This window comes from Xanthomonas sp. PPL134 (genome assembly GCF_040595915.1).
Lineage (GTDB): Bacteria > Pseudomonadota > Gammaproteobacteria > Xanthomonadales > Xanthomonadaceae > Xanthomonas_A > Xanthomonas_A indica.
Genome location: NZ_JAMDLL010000013.1, coordinates 62,102 through 84,686 on the forward strand (window position 1 = coordinate 62,102; position 22,585 = coordinate 84,686).

The window sequence follows — 22,585 nt, forward strand, 5'->3', positions numbered from 1 at the left end:
GGATTAAGCGCCATGCCCGGGACCGTCCTGCATCCCCTGCCCTCCGCCGGCCCCGCCGCCGCACCCGCGCCGGTGCGCGGCAAGCTGTACATCAAGACTCACGGTTGCCAGATGAACGAGTACGACTCGGCCAAGATGGCCGACGTGCTCGCCGCGTCCGAGGGCCTGGAGCTGACCGACAACCCCGAAGAAGCGGACGTGGTCCTGGTCAACACCTGCTCGATCCGCGAGAAGGCGCAGGAAAAGGTGTTCAGCCAGCTCGGCCGCTGGAAGGCGCTCAAGGCCGGCGGCAAGCCGGTAATCATCGGCGTCGGCGGCTGCGTGGCGTCGCAGGAAGGCGAGGCCATCGTCAAGCGCGCGCCCTACGTGGACCTGGTGTTCGGCCCACAGACCCTGCACCGGCTGCCGGAACTGATCCGCGCGCGGCGCGAATCGGGCAGGTCGCAGGTGGACATCAGCTTCCCCGAAGTCGAGAAGTTCGACCGCCTGCCGGAGCCGCGCGCCGAAGGCCCGTCGGCCTTCGTGTCGATCATGGAAGGCTGCTCCAAGTACTGCTCGTTCTGCGTGGTGCCCTACACCCGCGGCGAGGAGATCAGCCGGCCGTTCGAGGACGTGCTGGTGGAAGTGGCGCAACTGGCCGCGCAGGGCGTGCGCGAGATCAACCTGCTCGGCCAGAACGTCAACGCCTACCGCGGCCCCTACGCCGACGCCGAGGCCGGCGAGGAAGCGCAGCATGCCGACTTGGGCCTGCTGATCCGCAGCATCGCGCAGATCGAGGGCATCGGCCGCATCCGCTTCACCACCTCGCATCCGCTGGAGTTCAGCGACTCGCTGGTGGAGGCCTACCGCGACGTGCCGCAGCTGGCCAACTACCTGCACCTGCCGGTGCAGGCCGGCAGCGACCGCATCCTCAGCGCGATGAAGCGCGGCTACACCGCGCTGGAGTTCAAGCAGAAGATCCGCAAGCTGCGCGCGGTGCGGCCGGACATTTCGATCAGCTCGGACTTCATCGTCGGCTTCCCCGGCGAGACCGATGCCGACTTCGACAAGACCATGAAGCTGATCGAGGACGTGGGCTTCGACCAGAGCTTCTCCTTCATCTATTCGCGGCGCCCGGGCACGCCCGCCGCCGATCTGGAAGACGACACCCCCGAGGCGGTCAAGCACGCGCGGCTGGCGCGGCTGCAGGCGCACATCAACGCGCATGCGCAGCAGATCTCGCAGGGCATGATCGGCAGCGTGCAGACCGTGCTGGTGGAAGGACCGTCGAAGAAGAACCCGGCCGAGCTGACCGGCAAGACCGAGAACATGCGCTCGGTGAACTTCCCCGGCCACCCGCGCCTGATCGGCCAGTTCGTCGATGTGACGATCACCGAGGCGCTGAGCAACTCGCTGCGCGGCCGCCTGCACCTGGCCGGGGACGACGCCGCGGCCTGAGCGGCGTCGGGTGCGTTCTATTCGAGCGCGCTCAGGAACCGCTCACCGCGCGGACCAATCTGCACGGCCCGCGAATCCGGCACCCGCCGCGCCAGGCCGGTGCCGAGGAGATGCGCGAGCAAGGCACTGCCCAGCGCGCCGGCGACGTGGTCGCGGCGCTCGCTCCAGTCCAGGCACGGCCGGCACAGCGGCCGCCGGGAGCCGCGCAAGGCCGCCACGTCGATGCCGATCGCCGCGCACCAGGCCACGCCGGACGCGCTCAGGGCCATGCCGTCGCTGCACAGCAGGTACCCGCGCGTCTCCATCTGCTGGCGCCAGCGGATCGCCAGCTCGCCGGCAAGGTGGTCGTAGCACACCCGCGCCCGGCGCAGGCCGGCATCCGCCGGGCCGACCCGCCGGGTCTGCGGCGGCGCCAGTCCCATCATCGCCTCGACTGCCGCGGCGACCTGCGCATCGGCCACGCGGAAATAGCGGTGCCGGCCTTGGCGCACCACGGCGAGCAGGCCGGCCTCGACCAGTTGCGTCAGATGCCGGCTGGCGGTGGACGGCGCCACCCCACCATCCAGGGCCAGTTCCGTGGCGGTGCGCGCCTGCCCGCCCATCAACGCCGCCAGCATGCGGCTGCGCGCGGCGTCGCCCAGCAGGAAGGCGACACGGGACAGCGGCGTGGCTTCGCTCATGCTTCGATTCTAGACGAAGCATGGCGCCACGCTGGCGCCTACCGTGCCTGCTCCCACACGAGGCAGGCACCATGACCGACACGCTCCACCACTACGCTTCGCAGCTGCACTGGACCGGCAACCGCGGCGGCGGCACCGCCGACTACGCCGGCTACGGCCGCGACTACACCCTGCAGGTTCCCGGCAAGCCGCGACTGCCCGGCAGCGCCGATCCCGCGTTCCGTGGCGACCCGGCGCTGCACAATCCGGAAGACCTGTTCGTCGGCGCCCTCGCCGCCTGCCACATGCTCACCTACCTGGCGCTGTGCGCACATGCCGGCATCCGGGTGTTGGCCTACGACGACCAGGCGCAGGGCTGGCTGGAGCTGCATCCCGGCCGGGGCGGACGCTTCCGCGAGGTGGCGCTGGCGCCGCGGGTGACCATTGCCGCGGACAGCGATGCGACCCGCGCGCACGCTGCACGCACAGGCGCACGCGCAGTGCTTCATCGCCAACAGCTGCGCGGTGGCGGTGCGCTGCGAGGCGACGGTCGTGCACGGCGAGGCGCCGGCGGAGGCGCTGCGATGAAGGATGTGGAGATCCATCTCGACGATCGCCCCGGCGCACTGGCGGCGATGGCCCAGGCACTGGGCGCGGCCGGCATCAGCATCGAAGGCGGCGGCGCATGGCGGGTGGAGGGCCATGCGGTCGCGCACTTCCTGTTCGATGCTGCCGCGCCGGTGCGCGACGCGCTGCAGGCGCACGGTATCCGCGTCGCCGCCGAGCGCCCCGCGGTGCTGCTGCGCCTGGACCAGCAAACGCCGGGACAACTCGGCCTGCTGACTGGCCTGTTGGGCGCCGCCGGCATCGACATCGCCGTGCAGTACAGCGATCACCACGGTCAGCTGGTGCTGGTGGTGGACGATCTTGCCGGCGCACGGGCGATCGCGGACGCGTGGATGCAGGCCCGCGCCGTACGCCGCGACGGTGCGCAGCGATAAGGCCCGCCGCGACCTTCCGAACCGCACGCGCGCCGCGGCCACGCGCGAGGCGCCGGCCGGATCGCTGCGGTTTTTTTCGCCACCACAGGGCAGCGCCTTGCGTGGCAAGGCGTTCGCACGGTTGTCCACAGGCTTTTGGACAATCGATCCACATCCGTTGTGGACAACGTTGCCATCGCCGCGTCGTGCGGGTCGCGGCGGGCGCTCCCAGGCCCGCAGGCCGCAGTCGATCGCGCCGGCGTGCACGCGCCGACGCCGTCGCCGCGCGCCCTTCACTGGCCCGGCTACGCGCTGCGCGCTACCCTTTGCGCCCCTCGTTTTCGACGCTGCCGCTGGCGGCGTGCGCCCGCCATGACCACCCCTGCGCAACGCGACTTCACCCTGGATCCCGCCGACACCGAGCGCCTGGCCAACCTGGCCGGTCCGTTCGATGCGCACCTGCGGCAGATCGAACTGCGCCTGGGCGTGGAGATCTCCAACCGTGGCAACGTGTACCGGGTGACCGGGCCGGAGCAGGCGGTGGCCGCGGCGGAGCGGCTGCTGCAGGCGCTGTACGCCGAGGCCGACCACGTCGTCTTCGACGACCAGGAAATCCACCTGCGGCTCAACCAGTCCAATGTCGACCAGGTGGCGCAGCGCGCCTACCAACCGCAGGAGGTGGCGATCAAGGTCAAGCGTGGCACGGTGCGCGGCCGCGGCGCCAACCAGGCCAAGTACCTGCACCAGATCGCCACCCACGACATCAACTTCGGCATCGGCCCGGCCGGCACCGGCAAGACCTTCCTGGCCGTGGCCAGCGCGGTGGAAGCGCTGAACGAATCGCGGGTGCAGCGGCTGATCCTGGTGCGCCCGGCGGTGGAGGCCGGCGAGAAGCTCGGCTTTCTGCCCGGCGACCTCAGCCAGAAGGTCGACCCCTACCTGCGCCCGCTGTACGACGCGCTGTACGAGATGCTGGGCGTGGAGAAGGTGGTCAAGCTGCTGGAGAAGAACGTCATCGAGATCGCGCCGCTGGCGTACATGCGCGGACGCACCCTCAACGACGCCTACGTGATCCTGGACGAAGCGCAGAACACCACCATCGAACAGATGAAGATGTTCCTGACCCGCCTCGGCTTCGGCAGCACCGCCGTGGTCACCGGCGACCTGACCCAGATCGACCTGCCCAAGCACGTCAAGTCCGGCCTACGCGATGCCATCGAGGTGCTGCACGAGGTGGATGGGGTCAGCTTCACCTTCTTCGAGGCGCGCGACGTGGTCCGGCATCCGCTGGTGGCGCGCATCGTCAACGCCTACGAGAAGCGTGACGTCGTCGACAGCGCGAGCGGCCCATCGGCGTGATCCGCACCTGGCCGGCGCTGCTGGGAACGTTGCTCGGCGTGGCCGGCAGTGCCGGCGGCCACACGCCCGAGCGGACGCCAGCGCAGGATCCGGCGCCGCAACGCGTCGCCCTGGCGCAATCGCTGACCGCGCCGTGCGTGTCGATCGTGCAGGACAGCGCCGTCATCGGCCTGCCGCGCGACGTGCTCGAGCGCGCCGCGGCAATCGCCCGCACTTCGCCGACTGCGCCGCGCGGCAACGAAGCGCAACGCCTGGCGTGGATCGCCGGCACCCGGGCGCAGGCGCTGCTCGATGCGGCCGAGGCCGCCGGCGTGACGCGCGACCGCTTCGGCTGCAATGCGCTGGCCTACAAGCAGGTGCCGGCGGATAGCCTCTACCTGGTCGGCGACCTGCTCGCACACGGCCAGGCCGCGGTATGGCTCCCGGCCTCGGCGCGCTTCGCCGCCACGGTGGAGATCCGGCGCGACAACCCGCAGTGCCAGCGAGGCCCGATGGGCAGCGCGGCCTACCGCATCGACGACGAAAAGACCCCGTTGCTGTTCCTGGTCGCCTGCGTGACCTGAGCCGCACACCGCGCACACCGACGACCTGTGCAGTTCGGTCGCGCCGCGCATGCGGGAACACTGGTGCGAGGCAAGCCCGCCTCAGCGCCGACGACGCAAGGTCGCCCTGAGCCGCCGCACGCGCGATACTGTGCCCCCACCGCTGTACTCGGCCGTCTGCCATGACCAAAGGTCCCGTCCGCCTCGATGTCGGCGTCAGCTACGCCCTGCCCCGTGCCGGGCTGCCGGCGGCGACGAGCTTCCGCAAGTGGGTCGCCGCGGCACTGAAGGGCCGCATCCGCGAGGCCGACCTGGCGATCCGCCTGGTTGACGACCGCGAAGGCCGCGCCCTCAACCAGCACTACCGGGGCAAGGACTACGCGACCAACGTGCTCAGCTTTCCGGCCGAACTGCCAGAGGGGCTGCCGAAGGGCGTGAAACTGCCGCTGCTCGGCGACCTGGTGATCTGCGCGCCGGTGGTGGCGCGCGAAGCCGCCGAACAGGACAAGCCGCTCAACGCGCACTACGCGCACCTGACCGTGCACGGGGTGCTGCACCTGCTCGGCTGGGACCACGAGGACGACAAGGAGGCCGAGGCGATGGAGCAACTGGAACGCGAGATCCTCGCCGACCTCGGCGTCTCCGACCCCTACGCCGGCGAGCGTTGATCCGATATCCCACGCCCTCTGCCGCGACCGACCCTCACCCCAACCCCTCTCCCGAGGGGAGAGGGGCTCGGTGTGTCCCCCTACCCACCCCGCGCTGGTCAAGCGCAGGCCCCGGCGGTAACGTGGCCGCGCGGCGATCGCCGCAGCCCGCTTTCCTCCGAGGTTCCGTGCGTTGATCCGTCCCTCGCTCGTCCTGCTCGCGCTGGCCTGCGCCGCTCCGGCGGCGACCATCGCGACGCCACCCGCGCCGCCCGCTGCGGCACCTGCCGGCACTGCGGCCGTCGATCCGCCCATCGACCTGCCGGCGCTGCTGGAATGCCGCCAGCACGTGGCCGACTTCACCGCGCTGGCGCCGCTGCTGGCCGATCCGCTGAAGGCGGTGGCGCACGGCTGGCGGCCGCTGCCGCAGACCAACCTGTTCATGACCGAGTACGCGCTGACCCGGCCGATCCAGGTGTTCGGCTACAGCAGCGAGCGCATCGCCTTCTCCGGCGCCAGCGTGATGGCGATCCTGGACCTGCCCGATCCGCGGCCGCTGGCCAAGCGCCTGAACCTGGAAGCGGCGGTGGACACCCCGGACAAGGCCATGTTCGGCCGCGAAGTGCTCAGCCGCGACGTGCGCGATCCCAAGACCGGCGAGCCGATGATCGAGTCGATCATCCTCAGCGTGTCCACGGTCAAATCGCATCCCGGCAAGACCCTGGCCGGCTGCAGCTACAGCCTGGATCTGCCCGAGGAGCCGGGCGCGCCGCCGGCGCCGGACGTGCTGCACACGCCGCCCAAGGGCGGCTGAACCCGGGCCGGCAGGCCGTCGACGGCCTGCGGCCGGCGTCGCGATGCTGTCGCGACCGCCCTGTTAGACTTGCCGTTACCGCCCGTTCGACCGGGCGCCTACCCACAGAACATGTCAGAAGACGGACCGAGTAGCTCCTCCCCGGAATCCCACGAAAAACGCCGCGGCTGGCTGGAACGCCTGACCTCGGTGTTCTCCGGCGACCCGCACACCCGCGACGATCTGGTCGAGGTGTTGCGCGACGCGCAGCAAGACGGCCTGATCGCCGCCGACACGCTGCGCATGATGGAGGGCGCGCTGTCGGTCTCCGAACTCACCGTCGGCGACGTGATGGTGTCGCGCGCGCAGATGGTGTCGCTGTCGGTGGAGGCGCGCTTCCTCGACCTGATGAAGCAGGTGGTCGAATCCGGCCATTCGCGCTTCCCGGTGCACGGCGAGAACAAGGACGACATCCTCGGCATCCTGCTGGCCAAGGACCTGCTCCGCGGGGTGGTCGCCGACCACGGTCCGGGCACGGTGCGCGAACTGCTGCGCCCGGCGGTGCTGATTCCCGAATCGAAGAAGCTCAACGTCCTGCTCAAGGAGTTCCGGCTCTCGCGCAACCACATGGCGATCGTGGTCGACGAGTACGGCGGCGTGGCCGGCCTGGTCACCATCGAAGACGTGCTGGAGCAGATCGTCGGCGACATCGACGACGAGCACGACGACGCCGAGGACGAGGCCTCGCTGATCGCCGCGCAGGCCGACGGCCAGTACGTGGTGGACGCGCTGACCCCGATCGAGGATTTCAACGAGCGCTTCGGCGCCGACTTCCCGGACGACGACTACGACACCGTGGGCGGCCTGGTCACCGAGGCGATCGGCCACCTGCCCGAGACCGGCGAGGAACTCACCCTGGGGCGGTTCGCCTTCCGCGTGGCGCGGGCCGACGCGCGCCGGGTGCAGGCCTTCCACGTCACCATCCTGCCGCCCGCCGCGCAGGACGGCGCTTGAGCGCGCGCGCCGTGCCGCGCGCCAGCGCGGCGTGCTGGCTGGGGATGTTGCTGGCGCTGTGGGCCGGGCTGGCCTTCGCGCAGACGCCGCCCGCGGATCCGGCGGCCCCGCCGCCGCTGGCCGCCGCGCCGGCGCCCACGCCGCCCGCAGGGGCTGCGACCGCCGCAGCCGACGCCAGCGACCCGGCGCCGCGCATCGGCGTGGCCACGATGCAGCCCGGCGAAGTGTTCTTCGAGCGCTTCGGCCATGACGCCATCGTGGTGCTCGACCCGCGCACGGGCCAGGCCACCTCGTACAACTTCGGCTTCTTCGACCCCAGCGAACCGGGCTTCGTCGGCCGCTTCGCCGCCGGCGACATGCGCTACTACCTGGTCGCGCTGCCGCTGCAGGAGGACCTGGCGCAGTACCGCGAAGCCGGCCGCGGCGTGGATATCCAGTGGCTGGACCTGGCCCCGGCGCAGGCGCGCGCGCTGCAGCAGGCGCTGGCCTGGCGTGCGCGTCCGGAAAACGCGCGCTACCGCTACGACTACTACACCGCCAACTGCGCGACGATGGTCCGCGACGCGCTGGACCGGGCCATGGGCGGGGCGCTGCACGCGCAACTGTCCGGCCGCTCGCGCGGCAACACCTACCGCAGCGAATCGGTACGCCTGGCCTCGCCGGCGCCGTGGATGTGGCTGGGCTTCGACCTGGGCTTGGGCCCGTACGCCGACAAGCCGCTGTCGCGCTGGGAAGAGGCCTTCGTGCCGATGCGCCTGGCCGAGAGCCTGAACGAGGTGCGCAACAGCGCCGGCCGCCCGCTGGTGCAGGCGCGCCAGCAATTGCTGCCGCAGCGGCTGCCACCGGAACCGCCGGAACAGCTGCGGCACTGGTGGCCGTGGCTGCTGGTCGGGCTGGCCGCGGCGGCGGGCGTGCTCGCGCTGGGCCGCCGGCCGCGCTGGCTGGCTGCGCTGGCGCTGCCGTTCTGGCTGCTGTGCGCGCTGGGCGGTGCGGTCCTGCTGTATCTGTGGGGCTTCAGCGAACATCGCGCCGCCTGGGGCAACCGCAACCTGCTGTTGCTGGATCCGCTGTGCCTGCCGCTGCTGGTCGGCGGGCTGGCGGTACTGCGCGGGCGCCGCCCCGGGCGCTGGTTCGACGTGCTGCTGTGGCTGGTGGTGGCGCTGGCCGGCGCCGCGCTGCTGATCCACTGGCTGTCGATGCTGCAGCCGCAGTTCAACCTGCAATGGATCGCGCTGTTGCTGCCGGTGCACGCGGCGCTGGCCTGGGCGCTCACCCGCCCTCGCCCGCAGCCCTGATACCGTCCAGCCACCTCAGCACGCGCGCCTGCGCCGAACCCGATCCCGCCATGGCCTCCGCGACCGCCAACCCCGCCTGCGTCATCAACTGCGTGCACTACGACGGCCACGGCCGTCGCCACGACATCGCCCTGGAGCAGATCAGCGACGTGCTGGCCGGCCACGACGACGGCTTCGTCTGGGTCGGCATGTACGAGCCCGGCGATGCCGTGCTGCAGCAGCTCAAGGAAGAGTTCCAACTGCACGAACTGGCGATCGAGGACACCCGCAAGGCGCACCAGCGACCCAAGGTCGAGGCCTTCGGCAACTCACTGTTCCTGGCAGTGCACACCGCGCAGGTGATCGACGAGCGCATCGTCTACGGCGAAACCCATGCCTTCCTCGGCGAGCGCTTCCTGCTGACCGTGCGCCACGGCGCCTCCCTGCCCTACGCGCCGGTGCGCGAGCGGCTGGAACGCGAGGCCTCGCTGATGAAATTGGGCCCGTCGTACGCGCTGTACGCGGTGCTGGACTACGTGGTGGACAACTACCAGCCGATCCTGGACGCCTTCCGGCAGAGCCTGGAGCGGCTGGAGGCCGACATCTTCGCCGAGGCGTACCGCCGCGACACCGCGATCCGGCTGTACGAACTCAAGCGCGAACTCAACCAGATGCGCCTGGGCGTGGCGCCGCTGCAGGACGTGCTGGCGCACCTCAAGCGCCACCCCGGCCCGCTGATCGCCGAGGAAGTGCGGCTCTACGTGCGCGACGTGCTCGACCATGCGGTGCGCACCAACGACGCCATCGACACCCTGCGCGAGATGCTGGGAACCGCGCTGAGCGTGAACCTGTCGCTGGTCACACTGGCGCAGGGCGAGACGGTCAAGCGCCTCGGCGCCTGGGCCGCCCTGCTCGCCGCCCCGACCCTGATCACCAGCTGGTACGGCATGAACTTCAAGCAGATGCCGGAACTGGACTGGCCCTGGGCCTACCCGCTGATGGTCGGCGGCGTCGCCGCGGTGTGCGTGGCGCTGTATGTGGCGTTCAAGCGGGCAAAGTGGCTTTGAGCCGCCGCGCAGCGGCGGCGGGAATGGGGAGACGGGAATCGGGAATGGGCAGCGCGCCGCTCACGTGAGGCCGCGTTGAATCATTGAACTGCAGCAGTCGTTCTTGGCAGACGGCGCTCCCAAACCCCGCCGCTTTTCCCATTCCCAATTCTCCATTCCCGATTCCCGGCTCACCCCACATACACCGACTTGATGTTCATGAACTCATGGATGCCGTGCTCGGCCAGTTCGCGGCCGAAGCCGGAGCGCTTGATGCCGCCGAACGGCAGGCGCACGTCGCTCTTGACGATGGCGTTGACGAAGGCGGCGCCGCACTGCAGCTGGCAGGCCACGCGTTCGCCGCGGGCGCGGTCGGCGGTCCACACGCTGCCGCCCAGGCCGAAGGTGGTGTCGTTGGCCACGCGCACGGCCTCCGCCTCGTCGGCCACGCGCAGGATCGCCGCGACCGGGCCGAACAGTTCCTCGTCGTAGGCCGGCATGCCCGGGGCGACATTGTCGAGGATCGACGCCGGATAGCCGGCGTGGCTGCCGCGCTCGGGTTCGCACCCCAGCAGCGGCTTGGCGCCCTTGGCGATGCTGGCCTGCACCTGCTTGTGCAGTTCGTCGCGCAGGTCCTGGCGCGCCATCGGCGCGAGCGTGGTCGCCTCGTCCTGCGGATCGCCGAGGCGCCGCTCGGCGGCGGCGGCAACGAAGCGGCGCACGAACTCATCGGCGATCGCCTCCACTACCACGAAGCGCTTGGCCGCGATGCAGGTCTGCCCGGCGTTGTCGAAGCGCGACTTCACCGCCGCGGCCACGGTGGCGTCCAGGTCGGCGTCGTCCAGCACCACGAAGGCATCGCTGCCGCCCAGTTCCATCACGCACTTCTTCAGCTGCCCACCGGCGTTGGCGGCGATGGAACGGCCGGCACGCTCGCTGCCGGTCAGGGTCACCGCGGCCACGCGCGCATCGCGCAGTACCTCTGCGGCCTGGTCGTTGTCGATGTGCAGCACGTCGAACACGCCGGCCGGCAGGCCGGCGTCGGCCAGCACCTTGCGAATCGCGTCGGCGCAGCGCGGCACGTTGCTGGCGTGCTTGAGCAGGGCGACGTTGCCGGCCATCAGCGCCGGCGCCAGGAAGCGGAACACCTGCCAGATCGGGAAGTTCCACGGCATCACCGCCAGCACGCAGCCCAGCGGTTCGTAGCGCACGTAGCTGCGCTGCGCGTCGGTAGCCACCGGCTGCTCGCGCAGGTACTCGGCCGCATGCTCGGCGTAGTAGTCGCAGGCCGCGGCGCACTTGTCGAGTTCGGCCAGGGCTTCCTTGCGCAGCTTGCCCATTTCCGCGGTCATCACCCGCTGGATCGCGTCGCGCTGTTCGCGCAACTGCGCGCCGACCTTGCGCACCAGCGCGCCACGCTGCTCCAGCGGCGTCGCCGCCCAGCCCGGGAATGCCTGCGCGGCGGCGGCCAGGCGCTGTTCCACGGCAGCGGCATCCATCAGTTCGAGACTGTATTCGACCTGGCCGGTGGCCGGATTGACGGTGTCGTAAGGCATCGCGCGGACTCCTGGAAAAATGTCCGGCCAGCCTAGCGCGGTGGAGGTTGCGGCAGCGTGGCGATGCCGTCGAGCGCGATGGCTCACAGTGTTCCGCCATGTCCGTAGGAGCAAGGCAATGCCCTAACCCACCTGCTGCTGGGCGAGCTGAAGATCGCGCTGGCGGCGCTTCTCGCTGCGCGCCATCAGCCACCAGCCGATGACGGCGGCTATCGACACCGCCAGCACCATCAACGTGGCCAGCGCGTTGATCTTGGGCTTCAGGCCCATGCGCACCGACGAGAACACGGTCATCGGCAGCGTGGTCGAATCCGGGCCGGCGACGAAGTTGGCGATCACCACGTCGTCCAGCGACAGGGTGAACGCCAGCAACCAGCCCGACACCAGCGCCGGCGCGATGATCGGCACGGTGATCAGGAAGAACACCTTGAGCCGGTTGGCGCCCAGGTCCATCGCCGCCTCTTCCAGCGAGCGATCCAGTTCCTGCAAGCGCGAGGACACCACCACGGTGACGAAGGACAGGGTGAAGGTGACATGCGCCGCCCAGATCGCCATCACGCCCTTGGGCGGGATGCCGAGCACGCCGCCCATCGACACCAGCATCATCATAATCGACAGGCCGATGATCACCTCCGGCATCACCAGCGGCGCGGTCACCAGCGCGCCGAACAGGCTCTTGCTGCGGAAGCGGCGAAAGCGCGTCATCGCCATCGCCGCCAGCGTGCCGAGCACCATCGACGCGGTCGCGGTCCAGAACGCCACCTTCAGGCTGATCCACGCTGCCTGCAAAATCTGCCGGTCGCGCAGCAGTTCGCTGTACCACTTGGTCGAGAAGCCGGCCCACACCGTCGCCAGCTTGGAGGCGTTGAACGAATACACCATCAACAGCAGGATCGGCAGGTACAGGAAGGCGAAGCCGGCGCCCAGCACCGTCCAGCGCAGCACCGTGCCCATGCCGCCGCGCGCGCCGCTCATGCCTGCCCGCCTTCGAGCTGGCGCTGCTGGTAGCGGTTGAAGATCAGGATCGGCACCATCAGCAGCGCCAGCATCGCGATCGCTACCGCCGAGGCGGTCGGCCAGTCGCGGTTGTTGAAGAATTCGCCCCACAGCACCCGGCCGATCATCAGCGTGTCCGGGCCGCCGAGCATTTCCGGGATCACGAACTCGCCCACCGCCGGGATCATCACCAGCATGCAGCCGGCGACGATGCCCGGCCGCGACAGCGGCAGGGTCACGGTCAGGAACGCCTTCCACGGCGGCGCGCCGAGATCGTAGGCGGCCTCGAGCAGGCGCTGGTCGAGCTTGACCAGGGTCGCGTACAGCGGCAGCACCATGAACGGCAGGTAGCAATAGACGATGCCGATGTAGGCGGCGACCGGGGTGTAGAGGATGTGCAGCGGCGCATCGATCAGGCCCAGCGCCAGCAGCGCCCGGTTGAGCACGCCGTTGCTGTCGAGGATGCCGATCCAGGCGTAGACGCGGATCAGGAACGAGGTCCACGACGGCAGCACCACCAGCATCATCGCGATGTTGCGCGCCGACGGCGACAGCCGCGCGATCGCGTAGGCCATCGGATAGCCGATCAGCAGGGTCAGCGCGGTGGAGATGCCGGCGATCTTGATCGAGCCCCAGTAGGCCTCGATGTACTGGTGGTCGCGCAGCAGGGCCAGGTAGTTCTGCAGGGTCAGTTTCAGCGTCAGCACGCCGTCACGCATCTCCAGCAGGTCGCTGTACGGCGGGCTGCGGATCGCCTGCTCGGCGAAGGAGATGCGCAGCACGATCAGGAACGGGATCGCGAAGAACAGCAGCAGCCACAGGTACGGCGCGGCGATCACCAGCCAGCGCAGCGCCGGCAGCGAGCCCAGGCGCAAGCGCTGCTGCAGGCGCAGCCGCGGCGTCGGTTCCGGCGGCACCGGGACGACGGGCGCGCTCATGCGGTCAGCACCACGCCGTCGTTGTCGTCCCACGACACCCACACCGCGTCGCCCCAGGTCATGCCTTCGCTGTCCCAGCGCTTCTGGTTGGCGAAGTTGGATTGCACGCGGATGCCGCTGGGCAGGCGCACATGGAAGATCGAGTGGCTGCCGAAATAGGCGATGTCCTCGATGGTGCCGCGCGCCTTGTTGTAGGTCTGCTCGGGTTCGCCCTTGGTGATCCAGACCTTTTCCGGGCGCACCGCGAACGCCACCTCCTGCCCCTCCACGCCGGTGATGCCGTGACTGATGTAGATCGGCACCGGGAACTGCGGGCACAGCACGGTCACGTGGTCGGGGTGGTCCTCGCCGATCCGGCCCTCGAACATGTTCACCGAGCCGATGAACTCGGCGGCGAAGCGGCTGTTCGGCGACTCGTAGATGTCGTCCGGCGTGCCGACCTGGCGGATGCGGCCCTGCTCCATCAGCGCGATGCGCGTGGCCATGGTCATCGCCTCCTCCTGGTCGTGGGTGACCATCACGCAGGTCACCCCCGAGGTCTCGATGATGGACACCAGTTCCAGCTGCATCTGCGAGCGCAGCTTCTTGTCCAGCGCGCCCATCGGCTCGTCCAGCAGCAGCAGCTTGGGCCGCTTGGCCAGCGAGCGCGCCAGCGCCACGCGCTGCTGCTGGCCGCCGGAGAGCTGGTGCGGCTTGCGCTTGCCGAGCGTGCCCAGCCGCACCAGCTCCAGCATCTCGCCGACACGGCTGGCGATGGCGCTGCGCGACAGCCCGTCCTGCTTGAGCCCGAAGGCGATGTTCTGCTCCACGCTCATGTGCGGGAACAGCGCATAGGACTGGAACATCATGTTGAGCGGGCGCCGGTACGGCGGCAGCCCATCCAGCGGCTGGCCGTCGAGCACGATGCGACCGCGGCTGGGCTGCTCGAACCCGCCCAGGCAGCGCAGCAGCGTCGACTTGCCGCTGCCGGAGCCGCCGAGCAGCGCGAAGATCTCGCCCTGGCCGATGTCCAGGTCGATGTCGTCCAGCGCGACGAACCCGTCGAACTCCTTGCGTAGCCCAGCGATGGACACATAGCCGGCCCCCTTGGCCGGCGGCTGCGCCGGCAGATGGTCGGTTCTCGCTTCGCTCAACGCCATCGGTGATTCCCCGTGAAGCACGCCGTCGTGCGGAGCGCCGATGCAGCGGCGACCGCGGCGCGGTGGATCTCAGTGTAGCCGTGGGCGCGTGGAATTCGGGAGTCGGGATTGGGGATTCGCAAAAGCGGCGCGCGCCTACTGCGTCGTGGTCGGCGCCGGTGCCTCCGGTGCCGCCCAGCCCAGGCCCAGGCTCTTCTGCAAGGCGACGTAGCGCAGCAGCACCTGGGTGTGCGCCTGCAGCGCGCTGTCCTGGGCCGAGGCCTGCTGGCGCTGCACGTCCAGCGCATCGATCAGCGACGACGCGCCGGCGGCATAGCGCTGCTGCAGCAAGGCGGCGGAACGAACCGCCGACGCCGCGGCCTTGTCCGCCGCCAGCGCCTGCTGACGCGCGGCGCCGAACCGCGCCAGCGCGCCGTTGGCGTCCTGCAGCGCGGCCAGCACCGTGCCCTCGTAGGCGGCCAGGCGCGCGTCGTTGCCGGCACGGGCCTGCTCGACCTTGGCGCGGGTGGCGCCGAAGTCGAAGAGCGACCATTGCAGGAACGGCGCCACCACGCTGTTGACCGCATCGCGGCCGAGATCGCCCGGCGAGGTCGCAGCCATGCCGATGTTGCCGAGCAGCCGCACTTGCGGGAAATACGCGCTCAGCGCTTCGCCGATCTTCGCCGAGGACGAAGCCAGCTGACGCTCGGCGCGGCGCACGTCCGGGCGCCGGCGGATCAGCGCGCCGGCATCGTCCACCGGCACCGTCGCCGGCAGCGTCGGCAACGGCCGGTCCGCGGCCAGTTCGGCATCGAGCGCACCCGGCTCGCGGCCGATCATCAGCGCCAGTTGGTCCAGCGCCACCTGCGCCTGCGCCTGCAGGTCCGGCAGCACCGCTTCCTGCTGCTGCAACTGCGCCTGCGCACGTTCCACCTGCAGATCGGCGTCGGCGCCGCGCTCGCGGCGCTGGCGGGTCAGTTGCAGAGTCTGCCGGGCGGCCTCCAGGTTGCGCTGGGCCACGACCATGCGCGCACGGGTGCTGCGGTAGCCCAGATAGGCCTGCCCCACTTCGGCGGCGATCTGCACCTGGGTGTCGGCCAGGTCGGCCTCGTCGGCCTGCGCATCGGCCAGCGCGCCTTCGCTGGCGCGGCGGCGGCGGCCGAAGAAATCCAGTTCCCAGCTGGCATCGATGCCGACGCTGTAGAGCTGCATGCGCGGATCGATCTCCACCGGCTGGCCGGTGCCGGCGGCGATGCTGCCCAGGCGGTCGGTCAGCGCATCCGGCGCACGTGCGTTGAGATAGGCCGCGTTGGCACCGACACTGGGCAGTTGCTCGGCATGGCGCTGGTCGACCAGGGCGCGCGAGGCGCGCAGGCGCGCCTGCGCTACGCGCAGGTTCGGGCTGTGCTGCAGCGCCTGCTCGACCAGCCTGCTCAACTGCGGGTCGTGCAGGGTCTCCCACCAGCGCTGCGGCGGCGGTGCCGGTACCACCCCGGCGGCAGCCGCCGTGGCATCGGCGCGATGCAGCCGCGGCTGCGCCAGCGCCGCCTCGGCCACCGGCGGCGGCTTCACGTAGTCCGGGCCGAGCATGCAGGCCGACAGCAGCGACGGCAGCGCGGCGGCGACGAGAACGCGGGAGAAACGCTGGGCCATGGAATCCTCAATGCATCGCGAGCGGAGCGCCGCCCTTGGGCAGCGGCTTGAGCAGGAACGCCAGCGGGATCGTGCAGACCACGATCACCCCGAAGATCCAGAACAGGTCGTTGTAGGTCATCACCAGCGCCTGCTGCTGCACCAGCCGCGCCAGTTGCGCCAGCGACTGCATCGCCGCGCCGGCGCCGGAGGCCGACTGCAGCTGCGCGGCGATGCCGTGCAGGTAGTCCTGCGCCATCGGCGAATTGGCGGTGGTGCCGCTGCCGAGCATCTGGGTGTGGAACACCATGCGCCGCTCCTGGAAGGTGGAGATCAGCGCCAGCCCGATCGAGCCGCCCATGTTGCGCGCGGCGTTGAACAGGCCGGACGCATCGCCGGCCAGGTCCGCCGGCACCGAGGAGATCGCCGCCTGGTTGAGCGACATCATCGCCAGCGCCAGCCCGCAGCCCTGCAGCAGCTGCCCGGCGACGAAATGCATGCCGACCGATTCGGCGGTCAAATGCATGTTGACGAAGCAGGCCGCGGCGAAGCAGCTCAACCCGCCCAGCACCAGCACGCGCACGTCCACCGTGGTCAGCAGCTTGGGCATCATCGGCATCAGCAGCACCGTGGGAATGCCCGACAGCAGCACCACGTAGCCGGACTGTTCGGTGTTGTAGCCGGAGATCACCGCCAGGAACTGCGGGATCATGTACATGACCCCGAACAGGATCATGCCCACCGCCATCACCATCACGAACACCGCGCCGAAACTGCGCTGCAGCAGGATCGACAGGCGGATCACCGGCTGCCGGCTGAGGAATTGCGAGGCCACCAGGGCGATGAAGCCGACCAGCGAGACCACGCTCAGCAGCACGATCTCGGTGGACTCGAACCAGCGCTCGCGCTGGCCCTCCTCCAGCACCACGGTCAAGGCGCCCAGCCCGGCGGTGAGGCCGAAGATGCCGAGCCAGTCGGCGTCGAGCAGGCCGCGCAGGTACATGCGCTCGTGCGGCAACCCGAGCAGCAGCAGCGCCACCAGGCCGGCGCAGACCGGCACGTTGAGGAAGAAGGCGTAATGCCAACTCACGTTCTCGGTGAGCCAGCCGCCCAGCAGCGGCCCGATCACCGGGCCCAGGATCACGGTCATGCCGAACAGCGCCGTGCCCAGGGTCTGCTGCGCCGGCGGCAGGCGCGTGGCGACGATGGTCAGCGCGGTGGGGATCAGCGCGCCGCCGGCAAAGCCCTGGCCGACGCGGCCCAGGATCATCATGGTCAGGCTGTTGGACAGCCCGCACACCACCGAGAAGAAGGTGAACAGCAGCGCGCAGATCAGCAGGAAGTTGCGCAGCCCGAGGGTGCGCACGAACCAGCCGGTCAGCGGGATCATCACGATCTCGGCGACCAGGTAGGAGGTCGAGATCCAGGTGCCCTCGGTGCCGCTGGCGCCGACCTCGCCCTGGATGGTCGGCAGCGCGGCGTTGACGATGGAGATGTCCAGCGTCGCCATGAACGAGCCGATGGTGCCGGCGGCCACCGCCAGCCAGGCGCCGGTGTCGGCCTTTTGCGGCGCCTGCGCGCCGGCCGCCGCGGCCGCTTCGCTCACGGGTTGCGCCCACGCGGGGCGACCGCATCCTGGCCCTGCGCGTCCTCCTCTTCCACGCGCTCCTTGGCGTCCTTGGCACTGCGCGTATCCACCGTCACCGTGACCGACATGCCCGGCACCAGCACCTTGCGCGCCTCGGCACCGGCCTTGATGCGGATCCGCACCGGCACCCGCTGCACCACCTTGGTGAAGTTGCCGGTGGCGTTCTCCGGCGGCAGCAGCGCGAACTGCGAACCGGTGCCGGGCGCGATGCTTTCGACCACGCCGTCCAGTTCCACGCCGGACAGCGCATCGACCTCGATCCGCGCCGGCTGCCCCGGCCGCATCAGCCCGACCTGGGTCTCCTTGAAGTTGGCGCTCAGGTACAGCGCCTCCACCGGCACCACGCTCATCAGCCGGGTGCCGGCCGCGACGAACTGGCCGACCTGTACGGTCTTGTCGCCGATGCGGCCGGCGATGCGCGCGATCAGGCGGGTGTCCTCCACCGCCACTTCCGCCTGCGCGGCATCGGCCTGCGCCTGCACCAACGCGGCCCGCGCCTGGTCGAGCTGGGCGCTGGTGCCCTGCACCTGGCTCTCGGCGGCGACCACCTGGGCCTTGGCCGCGTCGAACTGCGCCTGCGCGCGGTCGCGGTCGTGGAGGATGCTTTCGTAGTGTTCGTGGGTGTCGGCGCCGGACGCGGCCAGCGGCCCGAAGCGCTTGGCCTCGCCCTGGGCGAAGCGCAGGCTGGCGGCGGCCGCGGTCACCTGGGTGCGCGCCTGCAGCAGGCTGGCGCGCTGCGCCTGCAACCCGGCCTCGGCGGCGGCGATGTCGGCCTGGCGCACCGCGATGGCGGCCTGCGCCTGTTCCAGGGTGGCGCGGTAGGTGCGCGGGTCGATCTCCAGCAGCGGCTGCCCGGCGTCGACGGTCTGGTTGTCGCGCACGTACACCGCGGTCACGTAGCCGTTGACCCGCGGCGCCACCGCCACCGTGTCGGCCTGCAGATAGGCGTTGTTGGTCTCCTGCAGGTAGCGGCCGGTGGTGAGGTAGTAGATCAGCCACACCAGCAGGCCAATCACCACCACCAAGCCGATCAGCAGCAGGGTCCATTTGACCTTGGGGTTCTTCAGCGGCGATGGGGTATCGGACTTGCCGGTGTCGTCGCCGCCCGCGCCGTCCCGGCGCGCGTCATCCCGGCGCTTGCCGGCCTGGCCCTGGTCGTCATGGGCGTCGTGCGCGGCGGCCTGCCGCGGCGCCTGCGAGGAGTCTGGGTCGTGGTTGCTCAAGTCGCTGATTCCTGGGGAGAGGAAGAACGTCGCCGGGTCGGGACGGCGGGCCACCAGACGGTAGCGTACGCCGCATCGGCGCATTATTTGTACCGGTGGGTACAGGGTGTGTGAGCATCGGGTGGCAGGCGGGCTCTGGGCGTCTGCGCGATTGCGGACGGTGTGCAGCGCGCCACCCGGCCGCTTGCTTCGAGCCAATGGTGTCCGAGCCTGTCATCCCGCTGGGACCCCATGTGCGGGGCGGCCTTCAGCCGCGCGACGAGGCGCTACCGGGAAGGCCGGTCGCGGCTGAAGCCGCTCCTACGAGAGCGGACTTGCGCGGTCCGATACCGGTCGGGCGCGCTTGCCTGGGCGGTACCTGCGTGCACCAACAAAACCCGTAGGAGCGGCTTCAGCCGCGACGGGCGACGACGCGATGCGTCCCAGGCAGCATCGCGTCGGGACTGAAGCCCCTCCCACAACGGTGCTTGTGCTTGGCATGGCCGGTTTGGGCAAGCCCGACGCGCCTGCCCAAGTCAACAACGAGGCGTTACCCGGCCCCCTGAGGCCAGCCGCTCAACGACCGGTCTTGATCTCGGTCCACAGGCGGGTATACAGCTTGTCCACCTCGGGTGGGTTGATCGAGTAGGTGAACATCTTCGCGGCCACTTCCTGCGGCGGATAGATGGTCGGGTCGTTGCGGATCGCCGCGTCCACCAGCGGGGTCGCCTGCGGCACCGGGTTGGCGTAGTGGATGAAGTCGGTATTGGCTGCAGCCACCTTCGGCGTCAGCAGATAGTTGATGAACGCGTAGGCGTTGTCCGGGTGCTTGGCGTCCTTGGGGATGGCCAGCATGTCGAACCACTGCGGCGCGCCTTCCTTGGGAATCGAATAGGCCACGTGCACGCCGTTCTTGGCTTCCTCGGCGCGGTCGCGCGCCTGGATGATGTCGCCCGACCAACCCACCGCCAGGCAGGTGCTGCCGTTGGCCAGCGAGGTCACGTACTGCGAGGAGTGGAAGTTCTGCACGTACGGGCGGATGCGCTTGATCAGCGCCGCGGCCTGCTCGATCTTGGCCTGGTCGGTGGTGTGCGGATCCTCGCCCAGGTAATGCAGCGCGATCGGGATCAGGTCCGAGGGCGTGTCCAGCAGGGTCACGCCGCAGTCCTTGAGCTTGGCCAGGTTCTCCGGCTTGAACACCAGATCCCAGCTGTTGGCGATGTCGGTGCTGCCGAACGCGGCCTTGACCTTGTCTACGTTGTAGCCGATGCCGGTGGTGCCGACCATGTACGGCACGCCGTACTTGTTGCCCGGATCCTGCTGCGCGATGCGCTGCATGATCTGCGGATCGAGATTGGCCAGGTTCGGGATCTTGCTCTTGTCCAGCGGCAGGAACACGCCCGCCTGGATCTGCCGGCCGAAGAAGTTCAGCGTCGGCACCACCACGTCGTAGCCGCTGCCGCCGGCCAGCAGCTTGGTCTCCACCATCTCGTCGCTGTCGAAGACATCGTAGGTGACCTTGATCCCGGTCTGCTTCTCGAACTCGGGAATCGTGTTCTCGGCGATGTAGTCCGAGTAGTTGTACACGTTGAGCACCTTCGCCTCGCCCTGCCCCGCCTTGTCCGCGTCGCTGCCGGAACCGCCGCAGCCGGCGAGCAGCGCCGTGGCCAGGGATAGAGTGAGCAGTCGCAAGGTCATGGCAGGTCTCCGCAGGTCCATGGGCAAGAGTGGGAAGGATCCGCGCCGCGTGCCGGATCCGGGGTAGACGCTCCAGACTACCCAGCGCCGGGCGATTTGCCCAGGGCCTGCGCGGTGTCCTCCAGCGCCAGCCAGGCCTTGTCGAACAATTCGTCGACCTGGGCGCGACTGAGGATCAACGGCGGCGACAGCAGCATCGCGTCGTTGGTGGCGCGCAGGATCAGGCCGCGGCGCAGTGCATTGTCGCGGCACAGCGCGCCGACCTTGCCGCGCTCTGGGAAGAAGTGCCGCCGCGGCTTGTCCGGCACCAGTTCGAGCGCGCCGATCATGCCGACGATGCGCGCCTCGCCGACCAGCCGATGCTCGCCCAGCTCGGCCCAGCGCTGCGCCAGGTACGGCGCGATCTCGCTGCGCGCGCGTTCGACGATGCCGTCGTCCTGCAGCAGGCGCAGATTCTCCAGCGCCACCGCTGCGCACACCGGGTGGCCGGAATAGGTGCAGCCGTGCGCCAGCTCGCCGCCCTGCTCCTTCAGCACCGTGGCCACGCGCGTGCCGAACATTGCCGCCCCGAGCGGGATGTAGCCGGAGGTGATGCCCTTGGCGATGGTCATCACGTCCGGCTGGAAGCCGAAGTGTTGCGCCCCGAACCATTCGCCGGTGCGGCCGAAGCCGCAGATCACCTCGTCGGCGACCAGCAACACGTCGTAGCGGCGGCAGATGCGCTCGATCTCCGGCCAGTAGCTGCGCGGCGGGATGTACACGCCGATCGCGCCCATGATCGGTTCGCCGATGAACGCGGCCACCCGCTCCGGCCCCAGTTCCAGGATCTTGTCCTCCAGCCTGCGCGCGGCCAGCAGGCCGTACTCCTCCGGGTCCATGTTGCCGCCGTCGCCGAACCAGTACGGCGGATCGATGTGGTGGATGTCGGGGATCGGCAGGCCGCCCTGGCGGTGCATGCCCTTCATCCCGCCGAGGCTGGCACCGGCCATGGTGGTGCCGTGGTAGCCGTCGTGGCGGCCGATGAAGATGCTCTTCTGCGGCTGGTCCTGCACGGCCCAGAAGTGCCGCACCAAGCGCAGGATGGTGTCGTTGGCCTCGGAGCCGGAGTTGGTGAAGAAGGCATGGTCGAGATCACCGGGCGCCAGTTCGGCGAGCTTGGCGGCCAGGCGGATGGTGGGTTCGGTGGTGCACTGGAAGAAGCTGTTGTAGTACGCCAGCTGTTCCATCTGCCGCGCGGCGGCCTGGCCAAGTTCCTTGCGCCCGTAGCCGACGTTGACGCACCACAGGCCGGCGAAGGCGTCGAGCAGTTGGTTGCCGTCGGCATCCCAGACGTAGGCGCCGTCGCCGCGGGTGAGGATGCGTGTGCCTTGCTGCGCCAGGGCGCCGTTGTCGTTGAACGGGTGCAGGTGGTGCGCGGCATCCAGGTCCTGCAGGGCGCGCGTGTCGATCGGGTCCATGTCCACTCCAAGGTCGTTGCCAAGCCGCAACGCGGCCAAGCTTTGCTCTTGCTCTTGCTCTTGCTCTTGCTCTTGCTGTTGTTGTTGCTCTTGCTCTTGCTGTTGCCGTGCCGTTGCCGTTGCCGTTGCTTTTGATTGACCGGGTTCCCTTCCGAAGCGGCGGCCAGCGCGGGGAAAAACCCCGAAGGGGCGGCGCACAGGGATGTGCGCCGTCCGCGGCAGGGGCAGGATGCCCCTTCCGCGGATCCCCGGGCTGGACGCGGACCCGGAGCGCGCTAGCGCGGAGGGCGCGAGGCAGGGTGTGCTTTCTTTTGGTTACTTTTCTTTGCACAAGCAAAGAAAAGTGACTCGCCGCAAGGCGAAAGCTTTGCTCTTGAAGATGCTACCGCCATGGCTGAATTGTAGGAGCGGCTTCAGCCGCGACAGGCACAATGGACTCTCGCTGTCGCGGCTGAAGCCGCTCCTACAGATCTTCTCGTCCGACAGACAAACTTGAATCAACAGCAGTAGCAACAGCAAAAGCTTTAAAGGCTTTCGCCCTTGCGGGCGAGTTACTTTTCTTTGCTCGCGCAAAGAAAAGGTAACCAAA

At 69.6% G+C, this 22,585-nt stretch carries 19 protein-coding genes and 1 pseudogene; 10 read left to right on the forward strand and 10 right to left on the reverse strand.

Annotated elements, in window-relative coordinates:
- The first annotated feature begins 12 nt into the window (after nucleotides 1-12).
- On the forward strand, nucleotides 13-1,437 hold the full coding sequence (gene miaB / locus M3U25_RS17885; protein WP_355496445.1) for a tRNA (N6-isopentenyl adenosine(37)-C2)-methylthiotransferase MiaB: 1,425 nt from the start codon (nucleotides 13-15) through the stop codon (nucleotides 1,435-1,437).
- A gap of 17 nt (nucleotides 1,438-1,454) precedes the next feature.
- Here miaB and M3U25_RS17890 read toward each other — a convergent pair whose 3' ends face one another.
- Nucleotides 1,455-2,117, reverse strand: coding sequence for a winged helix-turn-helix domain-containing protein (locus M3U25_RS17890; RefSeq protein ID WP_355496442.1), 663 nt, complete (start codon nucleotides 2,115-2,117; stop codon nucleotides 1,455-1,457).
- 71 nt (nucleotides 2,118-2,188) lie between these two features.
- Here M3U25_RS17890 and M3U25_RS17895 point away from each other — a divergent pair.
- The 9 genes and pseudogenes from M3U25_RS17895 (at nucleotide 2,189) to M3U25_RS17935 (ending at nucleotide 9,772) form a co-directional block, all read left to right on the forward strand.
- A pseudogene (locus M3U25_RS17895) lies at nucleotides 2,189-2,684 on the forward strand (OsmC family protein).
- A complete protein-coding gene (locus M3U25_RS17900; protein WP_355496439.1) occupies nucleotides 2,681-3,097 on the forward strand; it encodes a hypothetical protein in 417 nt (138 codons plus the stop codon). Before M3U25_RS17895 ends, M3U25_RS17900 begins: the two are co-directional and overlap by 4 nt.
- Nucleotides 3,098-3,448: 351 nt before the next feature.
- Complete coding sequence (locus M3U25_RS17905) at nucleotides 3,449-4,435, forward strand: PhoH family protein (protein WP_355496436.1); 987 nt, start codon at nucleotides 3,449-3,451, stop codon at nucleotides 4,433-4,435.
- Complete coding sequence (locus M3U25_RS17910) at nucleotides 4,432-4,998, forward strand: hypothetical protein (RefSeq protein ID WP_355496433.1); 567 nt, start codon at nucleotides 4,432-4,434, stop codon at nucleotides 4,996-4,998. The genes M3U25_RS17905 and M3U25_RS17910 overlap by 4 nt, the downstream gene beginning before the upstream one ends.
- A 161-nt stretch (nucleotides 4,999-5,159) precedes the next feature.
- Nucleotides 5,160-5,645 (forward strand): rRNA maturation RNase YbeY, encoded by a 486-nt coding sequence (gene ybeY, locus M3U25_RS17915; RefSeq protein WP_010342139.1) that lies wholly within the window; start codon nucleotides 5,160-5,162, stop codon nucleotides 5,643-5,645.
- A gap of 229 nt (nucleotides 5,646-5,874) precedes the next feature.
- Complete coding sequence (locus M3U25_RS17920) at nucleotides 5,875-6,438, forward strand: hypothetical protein (RefSeq protein WP_355497705.1); 564 nt, start codon at nucleotides 5,875-5,877, stop codon at nucleotides 6,436-6,438.
- 111 nt (nucleotides 6,439-6,549) lie between these two features.
- On the forward strand, nucleotides 6,550-7,431 hold the full coding sequence (locus tag M3U25_RS17925) for a transporter associated domain-containing protein (RefSeq protein WP_242160836.1): 882 nt from the start codon (nucleotides 6,550-6,552) through the stop codon (nucleotides 7,429-7,431).
- Nucleotides 7,428-8,726, forward strand: coding sequence for a DUF4105 domain-containing protein (locus M3U25_RS17930; RefSeq protein WP_355496428.1), 1,299 nt, complete (start codon nucleotides 7,428-7,430; stop codon nucleotides 8,724-8,726). Before M3U25_RS17925 ends, M3U25_RS17930 begins: the two co-directional genes overlap by 4 nt.
- 50 nt (nucleotides 8,727-8,776) lie before the next feature.
- Entirely contained in the window at nucleotides 8,777-9,772 is a 996-nt protein-coding gene (locus M3U25_RS17935) for a magnesium and cobalt transport protein CorA (protein WP_355496425.1), read from the forward strand.
- Between the two features lie 170 nt (nucleotides 9,773-9,942).
- Here M3U25_RS17935 and M3U25_RS17940 read toward each other — a convergent pair whose 3' ends face one another.
- The 9 genes from M3U25_RS17940 to M3U25_RS17980 all read right to left on the reverse strand — a co-directional run bounded on the left by M3U25_RS17940 (nucleotide 9,943) and on the right by M3U25_RS17980 (nucleotide 21,996).
- The gene (locus M3U25_RS17940) at nucleotides 9,943-11,307 is read right to left on the reverse strand and encodes an NAD-dependent succinate-semialdehyde dehydrogenase (RefSeq protein ID WP_355496422.1); all 1,365 of its coding nucleotides are present in this window, start codon (nucleotides 11,305-11,307) and stop codon (nucleotides 9,943-9,945) included.
- A gap of 123 nt (nucleotides 11,308-11,430) precedes the next feature.
- Entirely contained in the window at nucleotides 11,431-12,282 is an 852-nt protein-coding gene (locus tag M3U25_RS17945; RefSeq protein ID WP_355496419.1) for an ABC transporter permease subunit, read from the reverse strand.
- Complete coding sequence (locus tag M3U25_RS17950; RefSeq protein WP_355496416.1) at nucleotides 12,279-13,241, reverse strand: ABC transporter permease subunit; 963 nt, start codon at nucleotides 13,239-13,241, stop codon at nucleotides 12,279-12,281. The genes M3U25_RS17945 and M3U25_RS17950 overlap by 4 nt, the downstream gene beginning before the upstream one ends.
- Nucleotides 13,238-14,380, reverse strand: coding sequence for a polyamine ABC transporter ATP-binding protein (gene potA / locus M3U25_RS17955; protein WP_242160842.1), 1,143 nt, complete (start codon nucleotides 14,378-14,380; stop codon nucleotides 13,238-13,240). The genes M3U25_RS17950 and potA overlap by 4 nt, the downstream gene beginning before the upstream one ends.
- A 135-nt stretch (nucleotides 14,381-14,515) precedes the next feature.
- Nucleotides 14,516-16,012 carry an efflux transporter outer membrane subunit gene (locus M3U25_RS17960; protein ID WP_355496414.1) on the reverse strand — a complete coding sequence of 499 codons (1,497 nt, stop codon included), beginning with the start codon at nucleotides 16,010-16,012 and terminating at the stop codon, nucleotides 14,516-14,518.
- A gap of 7 nt (nucleotides 16,013-16,019) precedes the next feature.
- A complete protein-coding gene (locus M3U25_RS17965; RefSeq protein ID WP_311195515.1) occupies nucleotides 16,020-17,597 on the reverse strand; it encodes a DHA2 family efflux MFS transporter permease subunit in 1,578 nt (525 codons plus the stop codon).
- Complete coding sequence (locus M3U25_RS17970; RefSeq protein WP_355496411.1) at nucleotides 17,594-18,862, reverse strand: HlyD family secretion protein; 1,269 nt, start codon at nucleotides 18,860-18,862, stop codon at nucleotides 17,594-17,596. The genes M3U25_RS17965 and M3U25_RS17970 overlap by 4 nt, the downstream gene beginning before the upstream one ends.
- Before the next feature lie 555 nt (nucleotides 18,863-19,417).
- Nucleotides 19,418-20,539 (reverse strand): polyamine ABC transporter substrate-binding protein, encoded by a 1,122-nt coding sequence (locus M3U25_RS17975; protein ID WP_355496408.1) that lies wholly within the window; start codon nucleotides 20,537-20,539, stop codon nucleotides 19,418-19,420.
- Nucleotides 20,540-20,616: 77 nt separating this feature from the next.
- Nucleotides 20,617-21,996, reverse strand: a complete 1,380-nt coding sequence (locus M3U25_RS17980) for an aspartate aminotransferase family protein (RefSeq protein WP_355496405.1) — start codon at nucleotides 21,994-21,996, stop codon at nucleotides 20,617-20,619.
- Nucleotides 21,997-22,585: the final 589 nt, after the last annotated feature.